22 protein-coding genes are annotated in these 23781 nt (G+C 61.0%); 13 read left to right on the forward strand and 9 right to left on the reverse strand.

What is annotated here, in order from left to right; genetic code table 11:
- Window positions 1-5 precede the first annotated feature (5 nt).
- A complete protein-coding gene (locus CDA63_RS13165; RefSeq protein ID WP_088464927.1) occupies window positions 6-425 on the reverse strand; it encodes a DUF3997 domain-containing protein in 420 nt (139 codons plus the stop codon).
- Window positions 426-695: 270 nt separating this feature from the next.
- Window positions 696-1226: a DinB family protein gene (locus CDA63_RS13170; RefSeq protein WP_088464928.1), complete on the reverse strand. Its 531-nt coding sequence runs from the start codon at window positions 1224-1226 to the stop codon at window positions 696-698.
- 152 nt (window positions 1227-1378) lie between these two features.
- Here CDA63_RS13170 and CDA63_RS13175 point away from each other — a divergent pair, with 152 nt between their 5' ends.
- From CDA63_RS13175 to CDA63_RS13195, 5 genes are all read left to right on the forward strand, one after another.
- On the forward strand, window positions 1379-1897 hold the full coding sequence (locus CDA63_RS13175) for a YkvA family protein (RefSeq protein ID WP_088464929.1): 519 nt from the start codon (window positions 1379-1381) through the stop codon (window positions 1895-1897).
- A 265-nt stretch (window positions 1898-2162) separates the two neighbouring features.
- Window positions 2163-4415, forward strand: a complete 2253-nt coding sequence (locus CDA63_RS13180; protein ID WP_088464930.1) for a S46 family peptidase — start codon at window positions 2163-2165, stop codon at window positions 4413-4415.
- A 106-nt stretch (window positions 4416-4521) separates the two neighbouring features.
- Window positions 4522-5127: a hypothetical protein gene (locus CDA63_RS13185; RefSeq protein ID WP_088464931.1), complete on the forward strand. Its 606-nt coding sequence runs from the start codon at window positions 4522-4524 to the stop codon at window positions 5125-5127.
- A 36-nt stretch (window positions 5128-5163) separates the two neighbouring features.
- Entirely contained in the window at window positions 5164-6444 is a 1281-nt protein-coding gene (locus CDA63_RS13190) for a metal-dependent hydrolase family protein (protein ID WP_088464932.1), read from the forward strand.
- Window positions 6445-6522: 78 nt separating this feature from the next.
- Window positions 6523-7041, forward strand: coding sequence for a YcxB family protein (locus CDA63_RS13195; RefSeq protein ID WP_088464933.1), 519 nt, complete (start codon window positions 6523-6525; stop codon window positions 7039-7041).
- Window positions 7042-7083: 42 nt separating this feature from the next.
- On the opposite strand, the gene CDA63_RS13200 is transcribed toward CDA63_RS13195, so the two are convergent.
- A complete protein-coding gene (locus CDA63_RS13200; RefSeq protein WP_088464934.1) occupies window positions 7084-7842 on the reverse strand; it encodes a glycosyltransferase family 2 protein in 759 nt (252 codons plus the stop codon).
- A 100-nt stretch (window positions 7843-7942) separates the two neighbouring features.
- On the opposite strand from CDA63_RS13200, the gene CDA63_RS13205 reads away from it, so the two are divergent.
- Together CDA63_RS13205 and CDA63_RS13210 are read left to right on the forward strand one after the other, a co-directional pair.
- Window positions 7943-8242 (forward strand): hypothetical protein, encoded by a 300-nt coding sequence (locus tag CDA63_RS13205; protein WP_088464935.1) that lies wholly within the window; start codon window positions 7943-7945, stop codon window positions 8240-8242.
- Window positions 8243-8464: 222 nt separating this feature from the next.
- Window positions 8465-9268 (forward strand): LysM peptidoglycan-binding domain-containing protein, encoded by an 804-nt coding sequence (locus tag CDA63_RS13210; RefSeq protein WP_165768297.1) that lies wholly within the window; start codon window positions 8465-8467, stop codon window positions 9266-9268.
- A gap of 145 nt (window positions 9269-9413) precedes the next feature.
- On the opposite strand, the gene CDA63_RS13215 is transcribed toward CDA63_RS13210, so the two are convergent.
- Complete coding sequence (locus tag CDA63_RS13215) at window positions 9414-10295, reverse strand: SDR family oxidoreductase (protein WP_088464937.1); 882 nt, start codon at window positions 10293-10295, stop codon at window positions 9414-9416.
- Between the two features lie 40 nt (window positions 10296-10335).
- Window positions 10336-10731 (reverse strand): hypothetical protein, encoded by a 396-nt coding sequence (locus CDA63_RS13220; protein WP_088464938.1) that lies wholly within the window; start codon window positions 10729-10731, stop codon window positions 10336-10338.
- Window positions 10732-11088: 357 nt separating this feature from the next.
- Here CDA63_RS13220 and CDA63_RS21085 point away from each other — a divergent pair, with 357 nt between their 5' ends.
- The 3 genes from CDA63_RS21085 (at window position 11089) to CDA63_RS13235 (ending at window position 13667) form a co-directional block, all read left to right on the forward strand.
- Complete coding sequence (locus CDA63_RS21085; protein ID WP_199797531.1) at window positions 11089-11676, forward strand: Rossmann-fold NAD(P)-binding domain-containing protein; 588 nt, start codon at window positions 11089-11091, stop codon at window positions 11674-11676.
- A 196-nt stretch (window positions 11677-11872) separates the two neighbouring features.
- On the forward strand, window positions 11873-13129 hold the full coding sequence (locus CDA63_RS13230) for a BaiN/RdsA family NAD(P)/FAD-dependent oxidoreductase (RefSeq protein WP_242434667.1): 1257 nt from the start codon (window positions 11873-11875) through the stop codon (window positions 13127-13129).
- Window positions 13130-13217: 88 nt separating this feature from the next.
- The gene (locus CDA63_RS13235) at window positions 13218-13667 is read left to right on the forward strand and encodes a PA2169 family four-helix-bundle protein (protein ID WP_088464940.1); all 450 of its coding nucleotides are present in this window, start codon (window positions 13218-13220) and stop codon (window positions 13665-13667) included.
- Window positions 13668-13854: 187 nt separating this feature from the next.
- Here CDA63_RS13235 and CDA63_RS13240 read toward each other — a convergent pair whose 3' ends face one another.
- Both CDA63_RS13240 and CDA63_RS13245 read right to left on the reverse strand, forming a co-directional pair.
- Entirely contained in the window at window positions 13855-15774 is a 1920-nt protein-coding gene (locus CDA63_RS13240; RefSeq protein WP_088464941.1) for a DEAD/DEAH box helicase, read from the reverse strand.
- Window positions 15775-16099: 325 nt separating this feature from the next.
- Window positions 16100-16291 (reverse strand): cold-shock protein, encoded by a 192-nt coding sequence (locus CDA63_RS13245; protein ID WP_019947277.1) that lies wholly within the window; start codon window positions 16289-16291, stop codon window positions 16100-16102.
- Between the two features lie 242 nt (window positions 16292-16533).
- Here CDA63_RS13245 and CDA63_RS13250 point away from each other — a divergent pair, with 242 nt between their 5' ends.
- Entirely contained in the window at window positions 16534-16956 is a 423-nt protein-coding gene (locus tag CDA63_RS13250) for an acyl-CoA thioesterase (protein ID WP_088464942.1), read from the forward strand.
- 120 nt (window positions 16957-17076) lie between these two features.
- On the opposite strand, the gene CDA63_RS13255 is transcribed toward CDA63_RS13250, so the two are convergent.
- Entirely contained in the window at window positions 17077-17799 is a 723-nt protein-coding gene (locus CDA63_RS13255) for an NADPH-dependent F420 reductase (protein WP_088464943.1), read from the reverse strand.
- Window positions 17800-17998: 199 nt separating this feature from the next.
- Between CDA63_RS13255 and CDA63_RS13260 the strand changes: the two genes are divergently transcribed.
- Both CDA63_RS13260 and CDA63_RS13265 read left to right on the forward strand, forming a co-directional pair.
- Window positions 17999-21493 (forward strand): UvrD-helicase domain-containing protein, encoded by a 3495-nt coding sequence (locus CDA63_RS13260; protein WP_088464944.1) that lies wholly within the window; start codon window positions 17999-18001, stop codon window positions 21491-21493.
- A 156-nt stretch (window positions 21494-21649) separates the two neighbouring features.
- Complete coding sequence (locus tag CDA63_RS13265) at window positions 21650-22924, forward strand: TCR/Tet family MFS transporter (protein ID WP_088464945.1); 1275 nt, start codon at window positions 21650-21652, stop codon at window positions 22922-22924.
- On the opposite strand, the gene CDA63_RS13270 is transcribed toward CDA63_RS13265, so the two are convergent.
- The gene (locus CDA63_RS13270; RefSeq protein WP_088464946.1) at window positions 22921-23604 is read right to left on the reverse strand and encodes a hypothetical protein; all 684 of its coding nucleotides are present in this window, start codon (window positions 23602-23604) and stop codon (window positions 22921-22923) included. The two genes, CDA63_RS13265 and CDA63_RS13270, sit on opposite strands and share 4 nt — an antisense overlap.
- Window positions 23605-23781 lie beyond the last annotated feature (177 nt).

Below are 23781 nucleotides of genomic sequence, written 5' to 3' on the forward strand. Positions count from 1 at the left end.
ACAGCCTAAGGGCAGTTGGGGTAGTTCATGGAAAAATTTACTTCGGCCAGCCCCAGCCGCTGCGCCTGCTGCCTGAACTGCTCCGCCGTCAGCGGGCCACTGACTCCCTGGCCGGTTGGTTGGCGGTTGCGAACTATATCGAGGATGTAGTAAGCCGTGCGGGTGCAGTCGACCACTTCCACCAACTCGCCAGTTAGAGCCAGCGGGTGCTGTTTGGCGATAATATACCGCTCGTTATGACCGATAGCGAATACGTAAGCGGGTATCTGCTCCGCTATATCCCGGTAAACGGCTCTGGAACGGCGCGCGTCAATCCAGCTGGTTGCATACTCACCCGTAATGGTGTCGGTGCTGCTGTCGAAAAGGCCAAAACAGCCCGTAAGCAACAATAGAGTTACCGGCAGCAAACGGTTGAGAAGGTGCATAACGCACGGGTTTTTTATAAAAAAGAGGTTTGCTTATCGTAAGCAAACCTCTTTTTTACTAATCCTGCTGGCGGGACTTGAGGGCCTTCTTCTCGTCTTTAGCCGCCTTTTTTTCCTTGGTGGTTTTGGCGGGCTCCTTCTTTTTCTCTTTGCGGGGTTCCTGGGCTTTAGCCATGATGGTGGGTTTTTAGGATGATTCCGGCCAAGATAACGCCTGGGCGGGAAAGGTGTTGTGTTTTTTGCGCCGGCGTTGCGGATCAGGCGCGAAAATCAGGTCAGAGCCGGCAGGTACCGCTCTTGCAGAAGCTGCAGGTGGTGGGCTTCGTGGCCGGCCAGCATATATACCAGTGCCCGAACGCTCACCGGCTGGCCGCTGGCCGTGCCGCGCCGGTCTACAGCGGCGGCCGGAAACGACTCGAACAGGTGTAGGGTGGACGTCCGCACGGCGTCGTACTCGGCCAGAATATCGGCCAGCGGGCGGGCGTCGGCTTCGGAATTGTGCACGTAGTCGTCCTGCTCGTAGCCGGGCAGCGGGGTGGTGTCGCCGCGGCCGATGCGCAGGGCCCGGTAGGCAAACACGCGCTCCGTATCGAGCATATGTACCAGCTTTTCCTTGATGCTCCACTTGCCCGGCGCGTACCGGAACCGGGCCTGCTCGTCGGAGAGGCCCGCTAGCAGCTGGTGCAGCTGCTGGGGCTGCTCGCGCAGGGCTACCAGCGGGTCGCCGGTTATCAGGCGCACGTAGGTGTGGTAAAAAGGGGCGTACTCGGCGGGGGTGGGCGGGGTCAGGAACAGGCTCATGCGGCGAAGCTACGGATTGGCGGCCGGTTTACGGGCCGGGGGCGCTGGTTTGGGGGGCCAAGCAGTGCCGCCATAAGGCCACCCCGACAACACCAGCCTACCCACCCGCGTACACCTGGGCACTTCCTCACTTCACCCCGATAACTGATTCTATGTCTTCGCTCATCGAAAAAGGCCTTTCCATTTCTAAAAATGCGCTCTTCAGCGTCTTCATCAATAAAGCTGGCAAGTTGCTGGGCCGCCCGTTCAAGGTAATTCTGGTACTCAACGAAACCGCTAGCAAGTTAGCCAGCAAGGAAAGCGGCGACAACAAGTTCAAGCAGCTGTTTTCGGTGGCTTACACGCTGGTCCGTCTGGTCCGCAACTACGTGAGCGGCAGCTACCGGGAGGTGGAAACCAGCACCATCGTCTCAGGACTGGGCGTGCTGCTCTACGTATTGAGTCCGATTGACTTGGTGCCCGATTTTATTCCGGTAGTGGGTTTTCTGGACGACTTGGCTCTGATTAGCTGGTTCGTCAGCAAATTCCAGGGAGAACTGGAGAAATTCCGCGAGTGGGAAGATACCCACGCCGATGAGGCCACGGACGATATTCCGGCCGCCAAAAAGCCCAACGAATCCTACACCAAGGCCGAAAACCTGCCGGCCGTGGCCGAAATTGGGCACTCCTGAATCGCAGACGACGTAGATTCGTTTTCGCAGCTGAAGCTGTTTACAAGGTCTAAGAGCGTCATGCTTGATTTGGCTATTTTCTAAACAGCTTCGCCATAAAAAATGCCCACCCGGTACCGGGCGGGCATTTTTTATGGATGCTATCTGACCCGTTCGCCACTCCCTGCAGACCTCCGCAGGAAATGACGCCTGCAGCAAGAGCACGGCTCGGAAGCAGCCAATGCCGTATTTTAGCGGCTTGATGACTTCCTCCATTTCCGCTTCCATGTCCTTACGCTCCCGGCTGGCGCTGCTGGCCCTCACGCTGCTTACCGTTTTCACTACCCTGCCCGCCCGCGCCGATGAGGGGCTGTGGCTGCCGTTGCTGCTCAAGCAGCTCAACGAGGCCGACATGCAGAAAAAGGGCCTCAAGCTGACGGCCGAACAGATTTACTCCATCAACCAGGGCAGCCTCAAAGATGCCATCGTGCAGTTTGGGGGCGGCTGCACCGGCGAAATCATCTCCGACCAGGGCCTGCTGCTGACCAACCATCACTGCGGCTACAGCCAGATCCAGAGCCACTCGTCGGTCGAAAACGACTACCTCACCAAGGGCTACTGGGCCATGAACCGCGAGCAGGAACTACCCAACCCCGGCCTGACGGCCACCTTTATCGTGCGCATGGAAGACGTGACAAGCCAGGTGCTGGCCGGCGTGCCCGCTACCGGGATTGCCGAGGCCCAGCGCGAGCAGCTGGTGCAGCAAAACAGCCAGCGCGTGGCCCAGGCCGCCGTGCAGGGCACCGGTTACCAGGCCTTCGTACGGCCCATGTTCAACGGCAACGAGTACTACCTGTTTGTAACCGAGGTGTTCCAGGACATCCGGCTGGTGGGGGCGCCGCCGAGCAGCATCGGCAAGTTTGGGGGCGACACCGACAACTGGGCCTGGCCCCGCCACACCGGCGACTTCAGCCTGTTCCGCATTTATGCCGGCCCCGACAATAAGCCCGCCCCCTACTCGCCCGCCAATAAGCCCTTCAAGCCACGTTACTACCTGCCCATTTCGCTGGCTGGCGTGCAGCCCGGCGACTTTACGATGGTGTTCGGCTTTCCCGGCCGCACCAACGAGTACCTCACCAGCTGGGGCGTCGAGGAGACATATTCGGTGTCGAACCCAGCCAAAATTGCGGTCCGCGACGCCAAACTGCGGGTGCTCGATGCCGACATGAAGGCCTCCGACAAAGTCCGGATTCAGTACGCGGCCAAGTATGCCGGCATTGCCAACTACTGGAAGAAGTGGATTGGCGAAAACCGGGGCCTCAAGAAGCTCGACGCCGTCCGCGTGAAGCAGCAACAGGAGGTAGAGTTCCAGCGCTGGGCCGAATCGGGCAACGACGCCCGCCGGGCCGCCTTCGGGGGCCTGCTGCCCGAGCTGCAGCGCCACTACGCCCTCGGGCGCGACTACACCCTGGCCCGCGATTACGTGAGCGAGGCGGCACTGGGCATCGAGCTGGTGGTTTACGCCAACAGCCTGCTACCACTGCTGGAGCTGACAAACCGCCAGGCACCCGCCGCCGAGCGGGTTGCCGCCGTGGAAAAGTTAAAAAAAGGGGCAACTGGTTTCTTCCGCAATTACAACGTGGCTACCGATCAGAAGGTCGCTACCCAGTTGCTACCGCTCTACGCCAACGGTACCCCGGCCGCGTTGCTGCCGTCCTACGTGAAGGCCCTCGGCAAGCAGTACGCCACCACCGGCTGGGATGCCTACGCCGCCCAACTCTACGGCCAATCGCGCCTCACGTCGCAGGCCAGCGCCCTGGCCGTACTCGATGAGGTAGCCGCCGGTAAGTTCGATGCCCTGCGCCAGGACCCCGCCATGAAGCTCGCAGAAGCCATTGTCAGCCATTACCGCACGGCTATTCTGCCCACCTACAACCTAGCCACCGACCAAATTGCCCTGCTCCAGCGCACCTACATGGCCGGCCTGCGCCTCCAGCAGCCGGAGCGCAAGTTTTACCCCGATGCCAACTCCACCCTGCGCCTCGCCTACGGGCAAGTAGCCGGCTACGAGCCCGCCGACGGCGTGCGCTACGATTTCTACACGACCCTCGACGGCATCATGGAGAAGGCAGATCCCACCAACCCCGACTTTGAAGTACCGGCCCGGCTCGCGGAATTATACCAAAACAAAGATTACGGCCCCTACGCCTATAAAGGCACTGTGCCGGTGGCCTTCATTGCCACCAACCACACCACAGGCGGCAACTCCGGCTCGCCCGTTATCAACGGCCGCGGGGAGCTGATCGGCACCAACTTCGACCGCAACTGGGAAGGCACCATGTCCGACATCATGTTCGACCCCGACCGCGTGCGCAACATCACGCTCGACGTGCGCTACATGCTGTTCGTGGTGGATAAATATGCTGGGGCCGGCCACCTGGTGAAGGAAATGACCCTTGTAGGCGCTCCCGATTCGGGTGCCGGGGCCACGCCGGACAAGGAGCTCAAAAAGGTGAAAGTGAAGCGTAAGAAAGGCTAACTGCGCTTTAAAAACACAGGAAAAACCAACTTCTCTGCAACCGTTAAAGCGGCTGGCTACTCTACCCGTAGTCAGCCGCTTTTATTTCAACCTGCACCCGATTGTTATGGCCCGTCCTCTACTCACGCTGTTACTGTTCGGCGTTGTTGCCGGCCCGGCTTTCAGTCAGAAGCTCCTGCTTACGGGCGGCTACACCCGAGTGGGCGAAAAGTCGTTTAACGGCGCGGCATCCGGGGGGCTGCACACCGTGTTTCCACTGGGCCGCCACCTAGCGGCCGGCGTGGGCCTGACGGCGGCCCGCAACCGCCAGGATTACCAGGAGTTGCTACCGAATTATGACCCGTTTGATCCGGCCGGCCTTCCGCGTGTTATCACCGCCTATCACAATTCACTCTACTCCCTGCAAGGTTTCGTGGCCGGCCGGATGCAACTCGCGCCCCGGCTGGAACTGCTGGCCGGACCAAGCGTGGGCCTCTATCTGGTGGGGGCCCGGGAACGGAGCTCGGAGGTAAAGGCCGGTTTCGGCCTGTGGTCGTCACTCACATATCGGCGGTTAGGCGGCAGTCGGTTCAACCTGGAGGGCCTGTTTCATCTGCGTTGGCTCCTTGCCAGCGTGCCGGTACAAGACGCAGACTTTCGCTTTGCAGACCAACGGCTGTTCGTTTGGGATGCGCAGGTAGGTCTATCGTACGATTTGCGGAAGCAACCGTAGCTTTAGGCGCTGTCTCACCTGCTTCACCTGCTGCCCTTGTACCGTTTCCTTCTCGCTGCTTTGCTGCTGACTGCCGGCCCGGCCTGGGCCCAGTCGCCCGCCCCCATTACCCCACCAGCGGCCCTGCTGCTGCGCCCTGCTGCCGTTTTCGATGGTGAAACGCTGCACCCCGGCTGGGCCGTGCTCACCGAAGGCGACCATATAAAAGCCGTGGGGCCAGCCGCGCAACTAACTGCGCCAGCCGGCACCAGCACCTTGGAACTGCCGGGCCTCACGCTGCTGCCCGGTCTGATCGAGGGCCACAGCCATCTGCTGCTCCACCCCTACAATGAAACCCCCTGGAACGACCAAGTGCTGCTCGAATCAGAAGCGTTGCGGGTGGCCCGGGCCACGGCCCACGCCCGCGCCACCCTCGAAGCCGGCTTCACCACTGCCCGCGACCTGGGCTCGGAAGGGGCCGGTTACGCCGACGTAGGCCTGCGTCAGGCCATCGACCGGGGCTTGATTCCGGGGCCTCGCCTGCTGGTAGCCACCCGGGCGCTGGTGGCCACCGGCTCCTACGGCCCCAAGCTCTCGGTTGATGTGGACGTGCCTCAGGGCGCCCAGGAAGCCGACGGCGTGGATGGCCTTATCCGGGCCGTGCGGGAGCAGATCGGCAAGGGCGCCGACATTATCAAGGTGTACGCCGATTACCGCTGGGGCCCCGGTGAGCCCAGCCGGACCACCTTTTCGCAGGACGAGCTCAACCTCATCGTGCAGACGGCCCGCAGCGCCGGCCGGCCCGTGGTGGCCCACGCCAGCACCCCCGAAGGCATGCGCCGTGCCACACTGGCCGGCGTGCAAACCATCGAGCACGGCGACGATGGCACCCTGGAAATCTTCAAGCTCATGAAGCAGCGCGGCGTGGCCCTCTGCCCCACCGTGGCCGCCGGCGACGCCGTTGCCCAGTACCGCGGCTGGCAGAAAGGCACCGGTCCCGAGCCCGACCGCATCCAGCAAAAACGCCTCAGCATGAAAGCTGCCCTGCAAAGCGGCGTGGAAATAGCCATCGGCGGCGACGTAGGCGTATTCGCGCACGGCGACAACCTGCGCGAAGCCGAACTGCTGGTGCGCGAATACGGCTTCACCAGCCTGCAAGCCCTGCGCGGCCTCACCAGCACCAACGCCCGCCTCTTCCAACTCCCCGACCGCGGCCAGCTAAAGCCCGGCCTGCTCGCCGATATGGTCGCCGTATCCGGCAACCCGACTCAGGATATCAGCGCATTACGGCAGGTGAAACTGGTGGTGAAGGGCGGGGTAGTATTTTCGAAAAAGTAAGCCTCAACGCTTCGTTTCAGCCATCAGCCACCAATTTTTCCACAACATAGAGCGCCTACTCAGCAGCAAACTTCCTCAATGACACCTATTGAAATCACCGTGAAATTTTCAGAGGATTATTATGAAGCCATTTTCACGGATTGGCTTCGGTATAGAAGTAAAAACAGGAAATGGCAAAAGCTGGCCGGAGCCATATTATTACTCATTGGCTTTACTAATACCCTGGTAATATGGCTATTCGGCAGTAGTTGGTACGCTGTTTCTATTATTACCATATTATTTGGCGGGCTGCAATTCTGGGACTTTTACCAAACCAAGCGGCAGTGGCTACGTGACCGCAAATCCAGCAACGTGACAGGAGAAGATGTGCGGATGTCCTTTACAGCGGAAGGCTTTCAGCATGCCGGTCCTTTTTCCACCGGAGATTATAAATGGACTGGCATACAGAAGGTCCAAGAGGCTAGGCAAGGGTTATTTCTGCTTTCAGGAAACGGGTTCAGCATATATTTGCCGAAGAACTCTTTTCAATCAGATCAGGATTTTGAAACTGTGAAGCTATATGCTCAACAGCATCTAATCAACTCACCAAACGGGTGACGGGGTGAGCAAATGCTGATGCTGCATAGTATAGCTACCTTATTACGGCCGCTCAATGCCCAATTCCCCCAGTTGACCGGCGTACTTGTCGTAAATCACGCGCAAATCCTGGGCGTGTTTGTCGGCGTCGACGCCGATGCTGACGTTGCTGTCGTGGAAACGGTGCAGGTGGCTGATGTGGGGGCAGATGACGGGTAAATGGCCGGCCAGCAGGAAGCGGACGTAGAGGTCGAGGTCTTCGGCCATTTCGATCTGCTCGTCGTAGCCGCTGACCGAGTTGAACAGTTCCCGGCTGTAGCACACGTTGCCCTGGATGAAGTGCTCGGCCCGGAAAATGGCCCGCAGCATATCGGTGGGGCTGTCGAACTGCCAGGCGTAGTAGTCGTCGTCGGGCAGGTAGCGGCGGTCTTGGTCGACACGCAGGAAATCGGCCACCAGCCAGGGCCGGCTGGGGTGTTGCCGAATCTGCTGGGCGTAATGGAACAGGGCGCGCTGGAGCAGCAAATCGTCATCATCGAGGGGCACGATCCAGGTGCCAGCGGGCGCGTCGTGGCCGATGAGTAGGTTGCGGGCGGGCCCGGCCCGCAGCAGCTCGGGCTGGCTCCAGACGCGGAGCGGAGCCCCGGGCTCCAGGGTCGCCTCGCGCAGATAGCTGGCGGTGGCATCGGTACAGGCATTTTCGCAGATCAGGTGCTCAAACGAAAAATCGAGGGGTGCGCTAACGGTGGCCCGGACGCTGGCCACGGCCTCGGCCAGGTACTCGCGGCGGTTGTGGGTAGGGGTGATAACAGTAAAGTGCATGGGCTTCTATTCTGCTAAAGTCAGAAAAAAGTTGCCACCATGGCCTACATCTCAACTTTCGGGCGCGGTGGGGCGTTAGCACGACATACTACCTGCGCTCATGGCTCAATTCATCGTTACTCTGCGTCTGCCCGCTTCTTTCAGCCGCGAATTCATGGTCCTCATTCCCCGCCACCGCGCGTTCATCAACCAACTCCTCGAACAGAATGTCATTGAATCATACGCCATCAGCGCCGACCGCACCCGGGGCTGGGTGACGATGAATGGGGTGGATGCGGCCGCCATCCGGGCTGTGGTGGAGCAATTCCCGCTTTACCGCTTTCTGCAGGGCATCGAAATTGATGAGCTGTTTATTTTCGACAGCAAAACCACCCGCTTCCCGGCTATCAGCCTGAACTGATTGAATGCACAACTCGGTGAATGAGTAAGCCGGGCTGTCGTTGCGAGGCTACGAGGCGGAAATCCGACGGGATAATACCGCACTTATGCACCGAGTTACCCACTCACCGACCCGGCGCGGTTTATGCTCATGGGCCACCACTACCTGCATTCCCCCTTTCCTTCTATGCGCCCTCGTTTTCCCCATCTTCTACTAACGTTGCCTCTCCTAAGTGGGCTGAGCATGGCCGCTATGCCTGTTGCCGCCCCCGCCCTCACCACCGATGTGCTTATTGGTCGCCTGAGCAGCGCCATCGAAAACCTGAAAACGCTGCGCTGTAACGTGCGCGCCCAGGAGCGCATAGCAGGCAAGTACCAGCAGGCGCGCACGGCCATGAAGATGAGCTTCAACCCCTACAAAGTGTACCTGCGCAACGACCAGGGCATTGAGGTGCTTTATGTAACGGGCCAGAATGGCGGCGACGCCTGGGTGTACCCTAACAGCTTTCCTTACGTGACGCTGAGCCTCGACCCAAAAGGGAGCATCATGCGCAAAGGCATCCACCACAGCGCCCTCGAAGCGGGCTACGGCACCATCGCCGAAATGCTCGACGGCAGCGCCGAGCAGCGCCTGAATCCGGGCTTCGAGAAGACCTTCCGCTATACCTCCGACACTACCGTGCTGGGCCGCCCGGCCTACGTGCTGCGCTCCTCGTTTCCGCAGTTTCGCTACGTGAGCTACAAGCCTACCCGAACGGAAACCGTTAAGGCCATTGCCGCCAAGTTTGGCTGCGGCGAGTACCGCATTCTGGAGCGCAACAACCTGAGCCCTGGGGCCACCGTGGCAGCCGGCAAAACCATTCAGGTACCCAACGCCTACGGCAGTCGCATCATCCTCTGCATCGACCAGAAACTCTACCTGCCGCTCGTGGTGCAGGTAAACGACGACAAGGGCCTGTTCGAAAAGTTCGAGTTCTCCGACCTCGTCGCCAACCAGCCCATCCCCGCCCAGGAGTTCACGAAGGATTACAAGGGCTACAAACTATGATCACGGATTAGCGCGGATTTTAACGGATTTCGTAGTCGGACCTTATTACCTCTGCTCTTCAGCAGCGAAATCAAAAAAGCCACTTCTTACAAGGTGGCTTTTTTAATCGACTACAAAATCCGTGAAATCCGCGCTAATCTGTGATCTAGCGGCGCATAGTTTTCTCGATCTGGTCCCACATTTCAGGGGTCAGGATTTCGAGCTTGTTGAATTCGCCGGCGCCGTTGAGCCATTCGCCACCGTCGAGGGTCACGACCTCACCATTCATGTAGGCCGCGAAATCCGACACCATGTAGGCGGCCAGGTTGGCCAGTTCTTGGTGCTCACCCACGCGCTTGAGGGGCACATTGGCGGCTGGGTCGAGCTTGGAGGCCAGCGGCTCGGGGAACAGGCGGCTCCAGGCTCCTTCGGTTGGAAACGGGCCGGGGGCAATGGCGTTGGCCCGAATTCCATACTTGGCCCACTCGACGGCCAAGGAGCGCGTCATGGCCAGTACGCCGGCTTTGGCGGCGGCCGAGGGCACCACGTAGGCCGAACCCACCGAGGCGTAAGTGGTGACGATGCTGAGGATGGTACCGGGCTTTTTGTCGGCAATCCAGCGCTTGCCGAAGGCCAGGGTGCAGTTGTAGGAACCCTTGAGCACGATGTCCACAATCACATCGAACGCTTTATGGCTGAGGCGCTCGGTGGGGCTGATGAAGTTGCCGGCCGCGTTGTTGAGCAGCACATCGACGCCGCCGAACGTTTCGATGGTTTTTTCGAGCAGCGCCTCCACTTCGTTGTACTTGCGCACGTCGCACTGCACGGCCAGAACGTTGGCGTTGCCGGTTTGCTCGCGCAATTCGGCGGCCGTTTTTTCGAGCACCTCCAGCTTGCGGGAACTGATGACCACGTTGGCCCCAAGCTGCAGGAAATAAGTCGTCATGGCCCGGCCGAGGCCGGTGCCGCCGCCCGTGACCACGATGGTTTTGCCCTGCAGGGCATTGTCGCGGAGCATGGGTTGGGCGTAAGGGTGGGCGGAAGCCATAAGCGGAAGAAAATTGAAGTGGGAAAAATGAATGTATAATTCAGGGCTGGGGCCGGGGCTCAAATAAACCGATTATGCGGGTAACGGTACCTTCGGCTACGTCCCAGCCCCCCTCGCAGTAGTAAAAGCTCGTGCCGGCCCGGATTCGCGACTGGTGAAAGGCGCGCATGTGCTCCGAGAAGACGTTGACCCGCCCGTGCAGCCATTCGTCTACGGGCAAAGGCATTTCCAGCCACGAGTCGCCGGTAATTGGGTCGAAGAAGTCGGGGTACAGCCACATGTAAAAGCGCCGGGGCTTATCCTGGGCGTAGCGGAAGTCCCAGCGGATGCCGTTATAGGGGGCCAGCTGCCGCCCGCTCTCCTCGGGCCGGAGTAGCCGCACGCGGGCCTCAAAGTCGACAGGGAACTTAGTATACAAACGGTACGGGGCGGCCATAGGTAGTATGCTTGCATACTTGTTGGGGCGCAAGGTAACAGTTTGCGGATTCCTTGGCGGCGTGCTTGCCCGGGAAAGTTTTTTTGCCACCTTTACCCCGCATGATTCAACCCGCTCCTTCTGCTGCTCTTTCCCCCGTAGCCGTGCTGGGCTGCGGCTGGTTGGGCCTGCCTCTCGCCCGCGCCCTGATGGCGGCCGGCTACCCCGTCCACGGCACCACCACCACCCCCGCCCAACTCCTGACGTTGCGCGACACCGGCATCCGGCCGTTCCTGCTGCGCCTGACCCCCACCCTCGCCCCCACCGACGCCGATACGCTCCGCGTGCTGCTCCAGGGCGTGGAAACGCTGATTCTGAATGTGCCGCCTCGCGCTCGGTCGCTCGCCGGAAACCTACCCCATTCTACTCGGCCATGTAGCCGAGGCCGCCGCCGCTGCCGGCGTGGCCCACGTGCTGCTGGTCAGCTCCACCGGCGTATATCCCGATGAAGCCCGCGTGATGCAGGAAGCCGATGCTCAGGCCTCCCTGGAGGCCAACTCGCACCTGCTCCGGGCCGAGGCGCTTTTCCAGGGCCCCGCCCACACGGTACTTCGCCTGGCCGGCCTGATGGGCCCGACCCGGGCGCCAGGCCGCTTCCTGGCCGGCCGCACTGGCGTTGCCCACGGCGAGGCACCAGTGAACATGATTCACCTCCAGGACGCCATCGGATTGATTACCACCATCCTGGGGTTAAACATCTGGGGCCATACCCTCAACGCCAGCGCCGCCAGCCACCCCACCCGCCGCACGTTCTACACCGCAGCCGCCACCCACCTCAACTTACCGCCTCCCACCTTTGAGGAAGGCACCACCGGCGGCAAGCAAATCGACTCGTCGGCCATCCGCCAGCTCACCCGCTACCAGTTTCGCCACGACGATGTAGTGGCCGCCCTGAACTACTGCTAATCCAAGCTTGGGACTGATTTCAACGCGCTTTAGGGCCAATTGCGGAGCATAGGTCCTCTTCGCCTAGGAACGGTTAGTCCCTCCTACCACGTTATATTTGCTCCCTGAACGAAGCCTGCTCAAAAAGCATTGATTCAACAGAATCAGTGATTCAAGAATCAGTGTAATCAATCCAATCGGCAGTTGGGAATCAGGGATGATGAAGGATAAACGGATGACGGTGGCAGTATTAGGCGGCGGAGCGGCGGGCTTTTTTGGGGCTATTGCCTGCGCCGAGGGTAACCCGGGCTTGCGGGTAGTGCTGATCGAAAAGACCGGCAAGCTGCTGAGCAAGGTCCGGATTTCGGGCGGCGGGCGCTGCAACGTCACCCACGCCGCCGATACGCCCGCCCAACTCGTGCAACACTACCCGCGCGGAGCCCGGCAGCTGAAGCAGCCTTTCCAGGAGTTCGGGGCGGTAGACACAGTGCGCTGGTTTGCCAACCGGGGCGTTACGCTCAAGACCGAGCCCGACGGCCGCATGTTCCCCATCACCGATTCGTCGGAAACCGTGGCCCAGTGCCTGCTCGATGCGGCCCGCCGTGCTGGGGTCGAAATCATGACCCAGACCACGGCCGAGCGGATTGAGTTGCTGGCCGAAGGTGGGTTCGAGCTCACGCTGAGCGGGACCCACGCCCAGTCGCTGCCCGTGGCCCGGCTGCTGGTAGCCACCGGTGGAGCCCCTAAAACGGCCCAGTACGACTGGCTGCGGCAACTGGGCCACTCGGTGCAGGAGCCAGTACCCAGCCTGTTTACCTTCAACGTGCCCAACTCGCCGCTGAAAGAGCTACCCGGCGTGAGCGTACCCCGCGCCCGGGTGCGGGTGGCGGGCGAAAAACTCGAATACGAGGGCCCGGTACTCGTGACGCACTGGGGCCTGAGCGGGCCGGCCGTGCTCAAGCTCTCGGCCTGGGGCGCCCGCCGCCTCCACGACCTCGGCTACCAAAGCACCGCCCTCGTCAACTGGATTCCCGATTTCACGGAGGACACCCTGCGCCAGCATTTGCAGGACCACCGGGGGCCCCACGGCCGCAAAACGGTGGTCAGCAATCCGCTGTTTGGTTTGCCACAACGGCTCTGGCGCACCCTAGCCGAGCAGGCCGGCATTGGGGCCGAAACCCGCTGGAACGAGCTACCCGCCAAGCTCCAGAACCGCCTCATCGAAGCCCTTCTCCGCACGGCGCTGCCCATGAAGGGCAAAACCACTTACAAGGACGAATTCGTGACCTGCGGCGGCATCTCGCTGGCCGAAATCAATATGCAGACGCTGGAAAGCCGGCTGGTACCGGGCCTGCACTTCGCCGGCGAAGTGCTCGATATCGACGGCATCACCGGCGGCTTCAACTTCCAGGCCGCCTGGACCACCGGCTTTCTGGCCGGCCGGGCCATGAGCCAGGTTAGGGCAGTAAAATAAGGGCTTCCGGCAACCCCACCGCTGGTTTGCCAGTAAAGAAAGGCACTAACACCTTTCCCATAACGCCTAACCTTAAATCCCTTTCCTTATGGAAGCTAAAGTAATGCAAGCCGGCCTCAACGAACTTATCGAAACCCTCAAAGACGGCCAGAAGGGCTACGCTGAGGCAATGACCGACGTGGAGGATGCCGACCTGAAGCAGACGTTCAAGAAGTACGCCGCCCAGCGTGCCGAATATATCACGGAGCTCGAAGATCAGATGATGAAGCTCAACCTCAAGCCCGAGGAGGAGTCGTCTATCACCGGCACCGTCCACCGCGCCTTCATCAACCTGAAGGGCCTGATTACCGGCAAGGACCGCCACAGTATTCTGGCCGAGTGCGAGCGGGGCGAAGACTACGCCAAAGCCGCTTACGAGAAGGCCCAGAAAATTCAGGACGCTCCCGCAGCCCTCAAAACACTTATCGAGAAGCAGGCTGCCGGCATCAAGAAAGGCCACGACGAAATGCGTGCCCTGCGCGATGCGTCTAAAAGCTAGATCACGGATTTTAACGGATTTCGTAGCTAATTTTCGTTAAAGTCTGGTTAAGCAGAAGGCCCCCGCTCATTTTGAGCGGGGGCCTTCTGCTTGGGTAGTAAGTCAACTGGCTGGCAGGATTAAAGGAAAGCAGGAAATCGGTTACGAAATCCGTGCAATCCGTTAAAATCCGTGCTAATCCGTGGCCTTAGTCGTCGGTGCGCTTGCCTTTGTAGCCGCCGCCGTAGCTACTGCCACCTTTGTTACCGCCGTAGGAGCTGCCACCGTCGCGGTTGCCGCCGTAAGAGCCACCGCCACGGTTGCCACCGTAGCTACCGCCACCGCGGTTGCCACCGTAGCTGCCGCCGCCTTCGCGCCGCTCGCCGTAGGAGCCACCGCCGCGGTTGCCGCCGTAGGAGCCGCCGCCTTCGCGCCGCTCGCCACCGCCGAAGCCACCCGGACCTTTGCGGGGCCGCTCGTTGCCAAAGCGGTTACCGCCTTCCTGCTGAGCATCGCCTTCCTGGCGGGGAGTAGCGATGTTGAAGGCGACCGGACGGCCTTGGATGGAGCTGCGGCCGAGCTGGGCCACAATTTCTTCCACGAACTCGTTGGGTACTTCCACGAAGCTGAACTTGTCGTAGAGGGCGATGTCGCCCACTTTGCTGGCCGTGAGGCTGGTGTTTTCGGCAATCAGATCCACGATGTCGCGGGGGTGCAGGCGGTCCTTCTTGCCCATGGTCACGAACAGGCGGGTGAAGCCGGCACGAGCGGCACCCTGGGTGCGGCTGGCGTCGAGGCTTTCCTGGGCCCGCTTGTCTTCCTTCATCGTCATCTTCAGCAGCGCAGATGCGATGTCGAGAGAAGTGATGCTTTCGTCGGCGCTCTGGTCGATGAGGCGCTGCACGCGGCTCACGTACTTGTCGAGGTTGCCCTTCTCAATTACTTCTTTAATAGAAGCGAGCATGAGCGTGGTTTTCACCTCCGATACATCCTCGAACGAAGGCACGCGCTCCTGCTTGATGGTGGCCTTAGTGAAGCGCATGATGTCGCGCAGCTTGTAGATGTCGCGGCCGCTCACGAAGGTGAAGGCCTTGCCCTGCTTGCCAGCGCGGCCGGTGCGGCCGATACGGTGTACATAGTACTCCTCGTCGGCGGGCAGGTCGTAGTTTACAACTACTTCCACGTTCTCCACGTCGATGCCGCGGGCGGCTACGTCGGTGGCTACCAGGATTTCGAGCGTGCCCTTGCGGAACTTGTCGAGTGTGTTCTGGCGCTGCTGCTGGCCCATATCACCGTGCAGACCTTCGGCGAAATAGCCCTTGGCCTGCAGGTCGCCCACGATGTCGTCGACCATGCGCTTGGTGTTGGCGAACACGATGCCCGACTTGATATTGTACATATCAATGAGGCGGGTCAGCACGTCCTTTTTCTGGGGGCCGCGCACCTCGAAATAGCTCTGCTCAATGTTGGTCACCGTCATTTCCTGATGGTTGACCTTCACGATCTGCGGATCCGTCTGGTAGCGCTTGGTCATCTCCATGATGGGCTTGCTCATCGTGGCGGAGAAGAACACCGTCTGGCGCTGCTCAGGCATTTTCTTGAGCACCGTTTCGATGTCGTCGCGGAAGCCCATGTCGAGCATTTCGTCGGCCTCATCGAGGATGATCATTTTACAGTTTTCCAGCTTGAGCGTGCCACGCTCGATGTGGTCCATCACGCGGCCGGGGGTACCGATGACGATCTGGACGCCGCGCTCCAGGGCGCGGAACTGGCGGTCGTAGCTGGAGCCACCGTAGATGGGCACCACGGCGAGGCCACGCTTGTACTTACCGAGTTTCTGGATTTCGCCCGAAACCTGAACGGCCAACTCACGGGTTGGGCAGAGCACGAGGCACTGCACTTCGCGCGAGTCGGTGTCGACTAGTTCGATGGCGGGAATGGCGAAGGCGGCTGTTTTGCCGGTGCCCGTCTGGGCCTGACCGATGACGTCGCGGCCGGCGAGCAGCACGGGGATACCAGCGGCCTGGATGGGCGAGGCTTCCTCGTAGCCAACTTCGCTGATAGCACGTTGCATTTCTTCAGAGAGGGTCAACTCGCTGAACTTGGTTTTTACGGTTTCTTGGTCCATATCAGTGTTAATGGAGTGGAGAGATAAGCTCTGAAAACAGCGGATTCAGCGACGCTCTTCTCCCACTCTTTCAACAACGACAAGTGACGGAAGCAACGGACGGAAGACAAAGCCGGCCCAACAAGTTTCAATAGGCAGCTAGCAAGCTGCGCGGAACGTGGCCGTTCTCAAATGCGGGTGCAAAGATACGATTTTTTATTCGGGAAAGCGAAAGCATGAACAAGAACTATCCTTCTATCCCCCCACGCACCAACGCAAAAAAAGCAGGCTCCCCGGGGGAACCTGCTTTTTAATGGGCTATCCTATAAAAGGAAGCGGACCCTAATTAGGCCAGTTTCACTTTCACGGCGTTCGGACCTTTACGGCCCTGGGCGATTTCGAACTCAACTTTGTCCTGGTCGCGGATTTCGTCGATGCACTCGGTTACGTGAACGAACACGTCTTCGCCGGTCTCGTCCACTTTGATGAAACCAAAACCTTTGGTTTCGTTGAAGAATTTTACAGTTCCTGTCTGCATGGGTACTCTTGATGATGATGGATGTTTGGTTAAGAAAAGCTGCCTGATGCCTGGTAGTTCGCCTAAAGTGGAAAACTTAACCAAACGACGAAACCGCGTTTCCTTAATTTGATTCAAATATACAGGTATATTTTAGAACTGGAAGGCCTAACCAACGCAAAGCCCTAATTTTTAGTATCCCTGCCCAGCACTACAGTCCAGCTATACGGGCGCTTGAGCCGGTGAGCCTATCTTTGGCTTCTATGCATACGCCCGCCACGCCCGCCTTCCGCTTTGCGCACACGCTACACGTACAACCCGCCGACATCGACGACTTCGACCACGCCAACAACGTGCAGTATGTGCGCTGGGTGCAGGAAACGGCCGTCGCGCATTGGCAGGCCGCTTATCCGGCCGGCACGCCCGAGCACGCCGCCATTTGGGTCGTGCGCGAACACCGCATTCAGTACCGCCACCCCGCTCTGCTAGATGACGAACTGCACTGCACCACTTGGATTGGCGAAGTACGCGGCGCCCAATGCCAGCGGTTCGTGCGCATTGAGCGGGCCGCCGATGGCAAGCTGCTCTGCGAAGCCGAGACGCAATGGGTGCTACTGGATGGCGTTAGCAAGCGGCCCATGCGAATTGAGGAGCCAATGCGGGACTATTTGTGGGGGCCAGTTTAGGGGTACCTAAACTGGGTGGATAGTGGAAAAAAATCAATTCTATCCTCTCCCGTATACAAAAAAGGTCCGGCCACGCCTGAGTGCAACCGGACCGCTCCTGTATAAAGTAAGGGCGCGGGGCTACAGTTGAGCGCCCTGGCTTTTCATTTCCTGCTCCTGGGCGGCGTGGTTGGCCGCGAATTTAGCGCGCTGGGCCTCCGTGCGCTCGGTTCCCAGGCTGGCTAGATGCTCGCGCAGCTTGTCGGCGGGCATATCGGCGCCGTAGGAGGGCGTGCCGGGCTGCTGCCGCCACGACTCGTGCAGGGTGCCGTCGTCCACGGCGTCGAAGCCCAGTTCATCGACCAGTGCCATTACCTGCTTCTTGGCGGCGGCATCGTCGCTGGCTACGGGCAGGGAGATGCGGCCGGGCGTACCGGCGGGCTGGCCTTTGTTTTCGAGGTGGTCGGCGTAGATGTTATTGAACACCTTTACCACCGGCCGGCCCAGGTGCTGCTGCACCCACTCGCTTTCGGTCAGCGAGCCGCTTTGCAGCTCCGAAATCTGGCCGTCGCGCAGCATCGGGTAGTAGTTGCTGGTGTCGATGATGGGCACCTCGGCGCTTACGCCCGCGAACAGGTCCTGGGGCAGGTCGGGAATGTTTTTGAGCGGGATGGTGACCACGATGATGTCGCCGTGGCGGGCGGCTTCGCGGGCCGTAGCGGGGGTGGCGCCGGTTTTTTGGGCTACTTCTGTTAGGGTTTCGGGGCCGCGGGAGTTGGCAATGAGAACTGAGTGGCCGAGGCCGACGAGCCGCACGGCAAGGGCGCTGCCGATGTGGCCGGCGCCGATAATTCCAATATTCATGGCTGGGTAGTTAGCAAGTGAAACAGAAGCCGCAACTGCGCGGCGTGGTTGTAACAACGCCTGGCCGTCTGGTTTGTTTGAGTAGAAGTCGGTCGGCAGCTCAATCTCGCTCGGCCAGACAGCCTTAATTGGGGCAGTCATTGAAGCGGCTAATCGAGGGATTAATTCGACCTTTGTGCAGCTATTTTACCCCTCCCCTATGTCCCAGCCTACTTTCCGCATCTATTCCTCCTCGGCCGGCTCCGGCAAAACCTACCAGCTGACCAAGGAATACCTGAAGCTGGCGCTGGGCTCGGAGGATGCGGGCTACTTCAAGAGCATTCTGGCCATCACGTTCACCAACGACGCGGCGGGCGAGATGAAACAGCGGATTCTGGGGGCGCTACGGCGGTTCGCGCGCCTGCCGGAGGGCCACCACGACCCGCTGCTGGCCGATATTGCCACGGAGCTGGCCGCCGAAGGGCCGCTGGCGCACCTGGGCACGGCCGAAGAGCGGGAACGGGTGGTGCGGGAGCGGGCAGCGGCCACGTTCCGGCTGGCGCTCTACCACTATGCCGATTTCGCGGTGAGCACCATCGACTCGTTCGTACAGCGCATCGTGACGGCCTTTACCCGCGAGTTGGGCCTGCCCGCCACCTTTGAGGTGGAGCTGGATAGCGCCCTGGTGCTGCAAGGTGCGGTGGCGCTGGTTCTCGACCGGGTGAACCGCGACCCGAACGCCGAACTGCTCTCGCGCACGATTTCCGATTTCGCCCTCAATAAAGCCGAGGAAGGGAAAAGCTGGAACAACCTGCCCGAGGAGCTGGTCGAGTTCGGGCAGTTTCTGCTCAGCGAGCCGGTGCACGAGGCCATGCAGCAACTACAACTACTGAGCCTGGCCGACTACCGGCGGCTGCACGAGGGCCTGCGGACGCGCAAGCAGGAAATTGAGGACCTGGTGCAGCAAACCGCCGCCGTAGCGCTTGACGCGCTGGCCACGGCCGGGCTGACGGCCGAGCACCTGGCCAGCGGGGCCAACGGCATCTATGGGCACTTCAGCAACTGGCGCCGCTGGCTGGAAGCGCCCGCCGCCGGGGCCGCCTTCCCCACGGCCACGGCCCTCAAAACGATAGAAACCGACAAATGGGGTAGCGCCGCCGCCAAAAAGCAGGGCCGCGAGGACGATGTGGCGGCCGTGGCCCCGGCACTGGCCCAGATATTTGAAAAGCTGCAGGAAACCCGGCAAAGGCTGCTGCCCCACTACCTGCTGGCGACCAGCATGCTGCCCTACGTGTTTCAGGTGAGTTTGCTGAGTGAGTTGAGCAAGGCCGTGGAGCAGCTCAGCCGCGACCGGGGCGTGGTGCTGATTGCCGAGTTCAACCGCCGCATCGCCCAGATTGTGCTGCACGAGCCGGTGCCGTTTCTGTATGAGCGGCTCGGCGACCGGTACCAGCACTTGCTGATTGACGAGTTTCAGGACACCTCGGTGCTGCAGTGGAACAACCTGCTGCCACTGGTGGAAAACGCCTTGGGCAGCGGCCACCTCAACCTGGCCGTGGGCGACGCCAAGCAGGCTATTTACCGCTGGCGGGGCGGCGAAATGGAGCAGATTCTGCGCCTGTATAAGAAGGAGACGAGCCACCTCTACGATCGGGTGCCCGACCCCGAAACCCGCCAGCGCCTAGCCGACCGCTACCAGACCATCGCCCCGGCCCTGGAGGCCCGCAACCTGAACGTGAACTACCGCTCGGGCCGCAACATCATCGCGTTCAATAACGCCTTTTTCAGCCACGTAAGCGCTACCCACGGCGCGCTGCCGCTGGTGCAGGCCTTGTTTGACACCGACTTTACGCAGCAGAGTCCGCCCGGGGCTGGTGCGGATGCGGCCCACGTGGAGCTGCTGTTTACCGCCGACGACGCCCCCGCCACCCGCTACGACGCGGCGGCCGGCATCTTCACGCCCGAACTGCTGCCCGGCTACCTACCCGACCAGACTCTCAACTACGACGAAAGCACCCTCTACCTGACCCTGCAACTGGTAGAGCAGGCGCTATCCGACGGCTTCCGCCTCCAGGATGTGGCCGTGCTCTGCCGCACCCGGGGCAACAGTCGCCGCACGGCCAAATTCCTGAAAGAACGGGGCTACGACATCATTTCGGCCGATTCGCTGTCGCTCGAATTTGCCGAAGTGGTAAACCTGTTGGTGGCCGTGTTCCGGGTGCTCAACCAGCCCGCCGATACGCTGGCCCGGGCCGAGGCCCTGCTGCTCGTGGATCGGGTGGTGCGGGGCCACGCCCCCACCCCCGACCGGGCCCGGCGCTGGGCCGAGCTGGCCAACGCCGAGTCGGTGGAGCCGTTTTTCGATGAGCTGCGCGAGTTGGGCTACGATGTGCAGGAGCGCGAAACCGGCAACCTGGGCCTCTACGAGCTGACTGAGCAGCTGATTGGCCTGTTTGGGTTGCTGGACCGGGCGGCGGAGCGCGAGTACCTGTTCCGGTTTCTGGATCTGACCCTCGAATACAGCCTGCGCTACGGCAACAACCTCAACAACTTCCTGGCCTACTGGGACCAGAAGAAGAGCAGCCTGAGCATCAACGCTCCCGCCGGCCGCGACGCCCTCACCATCACGACCGTGCATAAGGCCAAGGGCCTCGCCTACGGGGTGGTGATTGTGCCGTTTGCCGACTGGAGCCTGCGGCCGTTTATGGGCACGCTGCTCTGGGGCCGGCTGCCCGAGGTGGCCGACCGCCCCGTGCCCGAAATGCCCGGCGTGGCAGTGCTTAGCCAGAAGCAGGATTTACTGCTCACGCCCTTGGCCGGGCAGTACACTGAGGAGTTGGAAAAGACGTTTCTCGAGGGCCTGAACATGCTGTATGTGGCCTTTACCCGCCCCCGCCACCGCCTCTATGTCATCAGCAAAAAGCCCAAACCCGCCAAAAAAGCGGGCCGCACCGACGACGACGAACCGGCATCCGACAAGCCCGCCGGTTCCGTGGCCGAGCTGCTCCACCGCTACCTCGCAGACACCGGCGAGTGGGACGACGAGCAAATGACGTATGCTTTGAACTTAGCTGTTAGCTCAGAGCTGTTAGCTGATAGCTCTCCGCCAAAAGAAGTCCCAAATCAACCACCAACAACCAACAACGAAAAACCAACCACCAACCACGACCTGCCGCTGACCAACCTCACGAGCACGCCCTGGGAAAAGCGGCTACGGTTGCGGCGTCACGCCAACACGGTGTTCGATTTTGATGAGCAGCAGGAGCAGCGCGAGTGGAACCGCCGCCTGCACTACGCCCTGCGCCGCGTACGGCAAGCTGCTGACGTGGAGCATGTGGCCGCCCAACTGGCCGCCGAGGGCCTCATCAGCCTCCAGGAGCGCCCCGAGCTGCTGGCCCGCCTGCGCGAAGTGGTGGACAATCCGCTGCTGGCCCACTATTTCAGTCCGGCGGTGGCGGCCGAGGCCGAGCGCGAAATCCTGGTGGGTGGCACCCGCAAGCAGGACTACAAGCCCGACCGCATCGTGTTCGAGACCACGGCCGCCGGCTTCGGTCGCCGCGTCACACTGCTCGATTTCCAGCAGCCCCCCGCCGAGTACCGGCACCGGGTGCCGTTGCAGCAGTACGCCGCCCTGTTCCGCCAGCTCGGCTTCGCGCAGGTGCGCTGCGTGCTTTACTACTTCGATACTCAGGAAGTGGTGGAGTGGGAGGCGTGAGGTGGTGAGTGAGTGAAAGGGAACGTCATTCTTCGCTCCGCTCTGAATGACGTTCCCTTTCACTCTGTTTGGCGGGCGATTCATTAGGCCTGATTTAGCGACTGTGAACCGCCCCGGAACCGCTTACCTTTGCGGCCCGCCCGATTTGCCGCCTTTATGGAACCCACCGTTACGCCAGCGCCCCGCTCGGCCCTCACATTTATCTTTATTACGCTGCTGCTTGATGTGACGGGCATCGGCATCATCATTCCCGTTATTCCGAAGCTGATTCAGCACCTGACCGGGGGCACCGTGAGCGAGGCGGCCCAAGTGGGCGGCTGGCTGGTGTTTGCCTACGCCGTGATGCAGTTCCTGTTTTCGCCGGTGCTGGGCAACCTATCCGACCGGTTCGGGCGGCGGCCGGTGCTGCTATTCTCGCTGCTTGGCTTCGGCATCGATTACCTGTTTCTGGCCTTCGCTCCCACCCTGGCCTGGCTATTCGTGGGCCGGGCCATTGCGGGCATCACCGGGGCCAGCGTCACGACGGCCTCGGCCTACATCGCCGACGTATCGAAGCCGGAGGACCGGGCCCAGAACTTCGGTTTGATTGGAGCCGCGTTTGGGCTGGGCTTCATTCTGGGGCCGCTGATGGGCGGCGTACTGGGCGAATACAGCCACCAGCTGCCGTTTCTGGCCGCCGCCGGCCTCACGCTGCTCAACGTGGTGTACGGCTACTTCGTGCTGCCCGAATCGTTGCCCCTCTCGCGGCGGCGGGCCTTTGCCTGGAAGCGGGCCAACCCCATCGGCAGCCTCAAAATGCTGGGGCGCTACCCCGTGATTCTGGGACTGGTGGCCTCGCTGCTCTTCCTCTACGTGGCCGCACACGCCACCCAAAGCACCTGGACGTACTACGTGATGGAGAAATTCAGTTGGAGCGAAAAATGGGTGGGCTACTCGCTGGCCACCATCGGGCTGCTGGTGGCTATTGTGCAGGGCGGGCTCATCCGGCGCATCAACCCGCTGCTGGGGCCCAAACGGTCGGTGTATCTGGGGCTGCTGCTGTATGCGGTGGGGTTCGTGCTGTTCGCGTTTGCCAGCAAGGGCTGGATGATGTTCGCCTTTTTGGTGCCCTACTGCCTGGGCGGCATTGCCGGCCCGGCGTTGCAGGGCATCATTTCGGGCCAGGTGCCCGCCGACGAGCAGGGAGAGCTGCAAGGCGCCCTCACCAGCCTGATGAGCCTCACCTCCATCGTGGGCCCAGTGCTCATGACGAGCCTGTTCTCCTACTTCACCCGCCCCGTGGCCCCGGTGTATTTCCCCGGCGCACCCTTCATTCTCGCCGCCGTGCTCGTGCTCATCAGCGTGACCCTGGCCGCCCGCTCGCTGGCCAGTTACGTGGTGCCGGTGAGTGAAGCCGAGGGTTCCGAAACCGCGGTTGGGCTGGGGCACTAGTCCGGCGTTTGCACCCGTACTTGCAGCCGCTTCCACTCCGAGTGAACTCCCACAAACAGATCCTGCTGCTCTGGGTCGGGTGCATCGGGCAGCAAATAATAGTCGCCCACTTCGGCTACCAGCTCCCAGTGCTGGGTAGCAAATGCCAGGTGTACCAGCCAGGTGGTTGCCGGCGGCACCTGGCCGGGCAAGGGCTCAATTAGTTGCAGGAAAAGTCCGTCGGACCACTCGCGGCATAAGTCGCTCACGATTTGCCCGTGCAGGCCGGGTATTTCGGGAATGGTCTGCAGAAGGTACAGGCTGGGGCAGTATTCTTGTTGCTCCTGATAACCCCACGACTCAAACCAAAGCTCAAACTCCCGACTGACTGCCCCCGATTCCTGCTCGGTGATAAGCAAGCGGAGCTGCTCGTTTTCAAACAGCACCACGTGCACCTCCGAAATCGGCGGCGGCTCGGGCGGCGGCTGGTAGCCCAGCAGTTGCCGGATGGGCAGGATGATTCTTGAGCCGGCGCTCCAGACGCCGTAACCGACTCCCAAGACCAGCAACGCTCCTATTCCTACAAGCAGAACCGGTATGGCTATCAGCGCCAGCAGTACCAGGCCAGGCGCGTCCTTCCACCAGGAAGTGGGAGGCCCCGGCGGCAGCGGAATGATGGTTTGCTGAACGGTGAACGGCATGCGTTTAAGCGAATCAGATGAGTCCTTACTTAACTCAAGTTGCGAAGAACGACGTAGGGGCGGGGCTTGTCCCCGCCCGCCGCTGGAACGAGGCGTTGCGGCCTTTATCCGTCGTTCATCGGTACTGTGCAACGGCGGGCGGGGACAAGCCCCGCCCCTACCTCGTTCTTCGCAATT

The sequence above is a fragment of the Hymenobacter amundsenii genome (assembly GCF_002204745.1).
GTDB lineage: Bacteria > Bacteroidota > Bacteroidia > Cytophagales > Hymenobacteraceae > Hymenobacter > Hymenobacter amundsenii.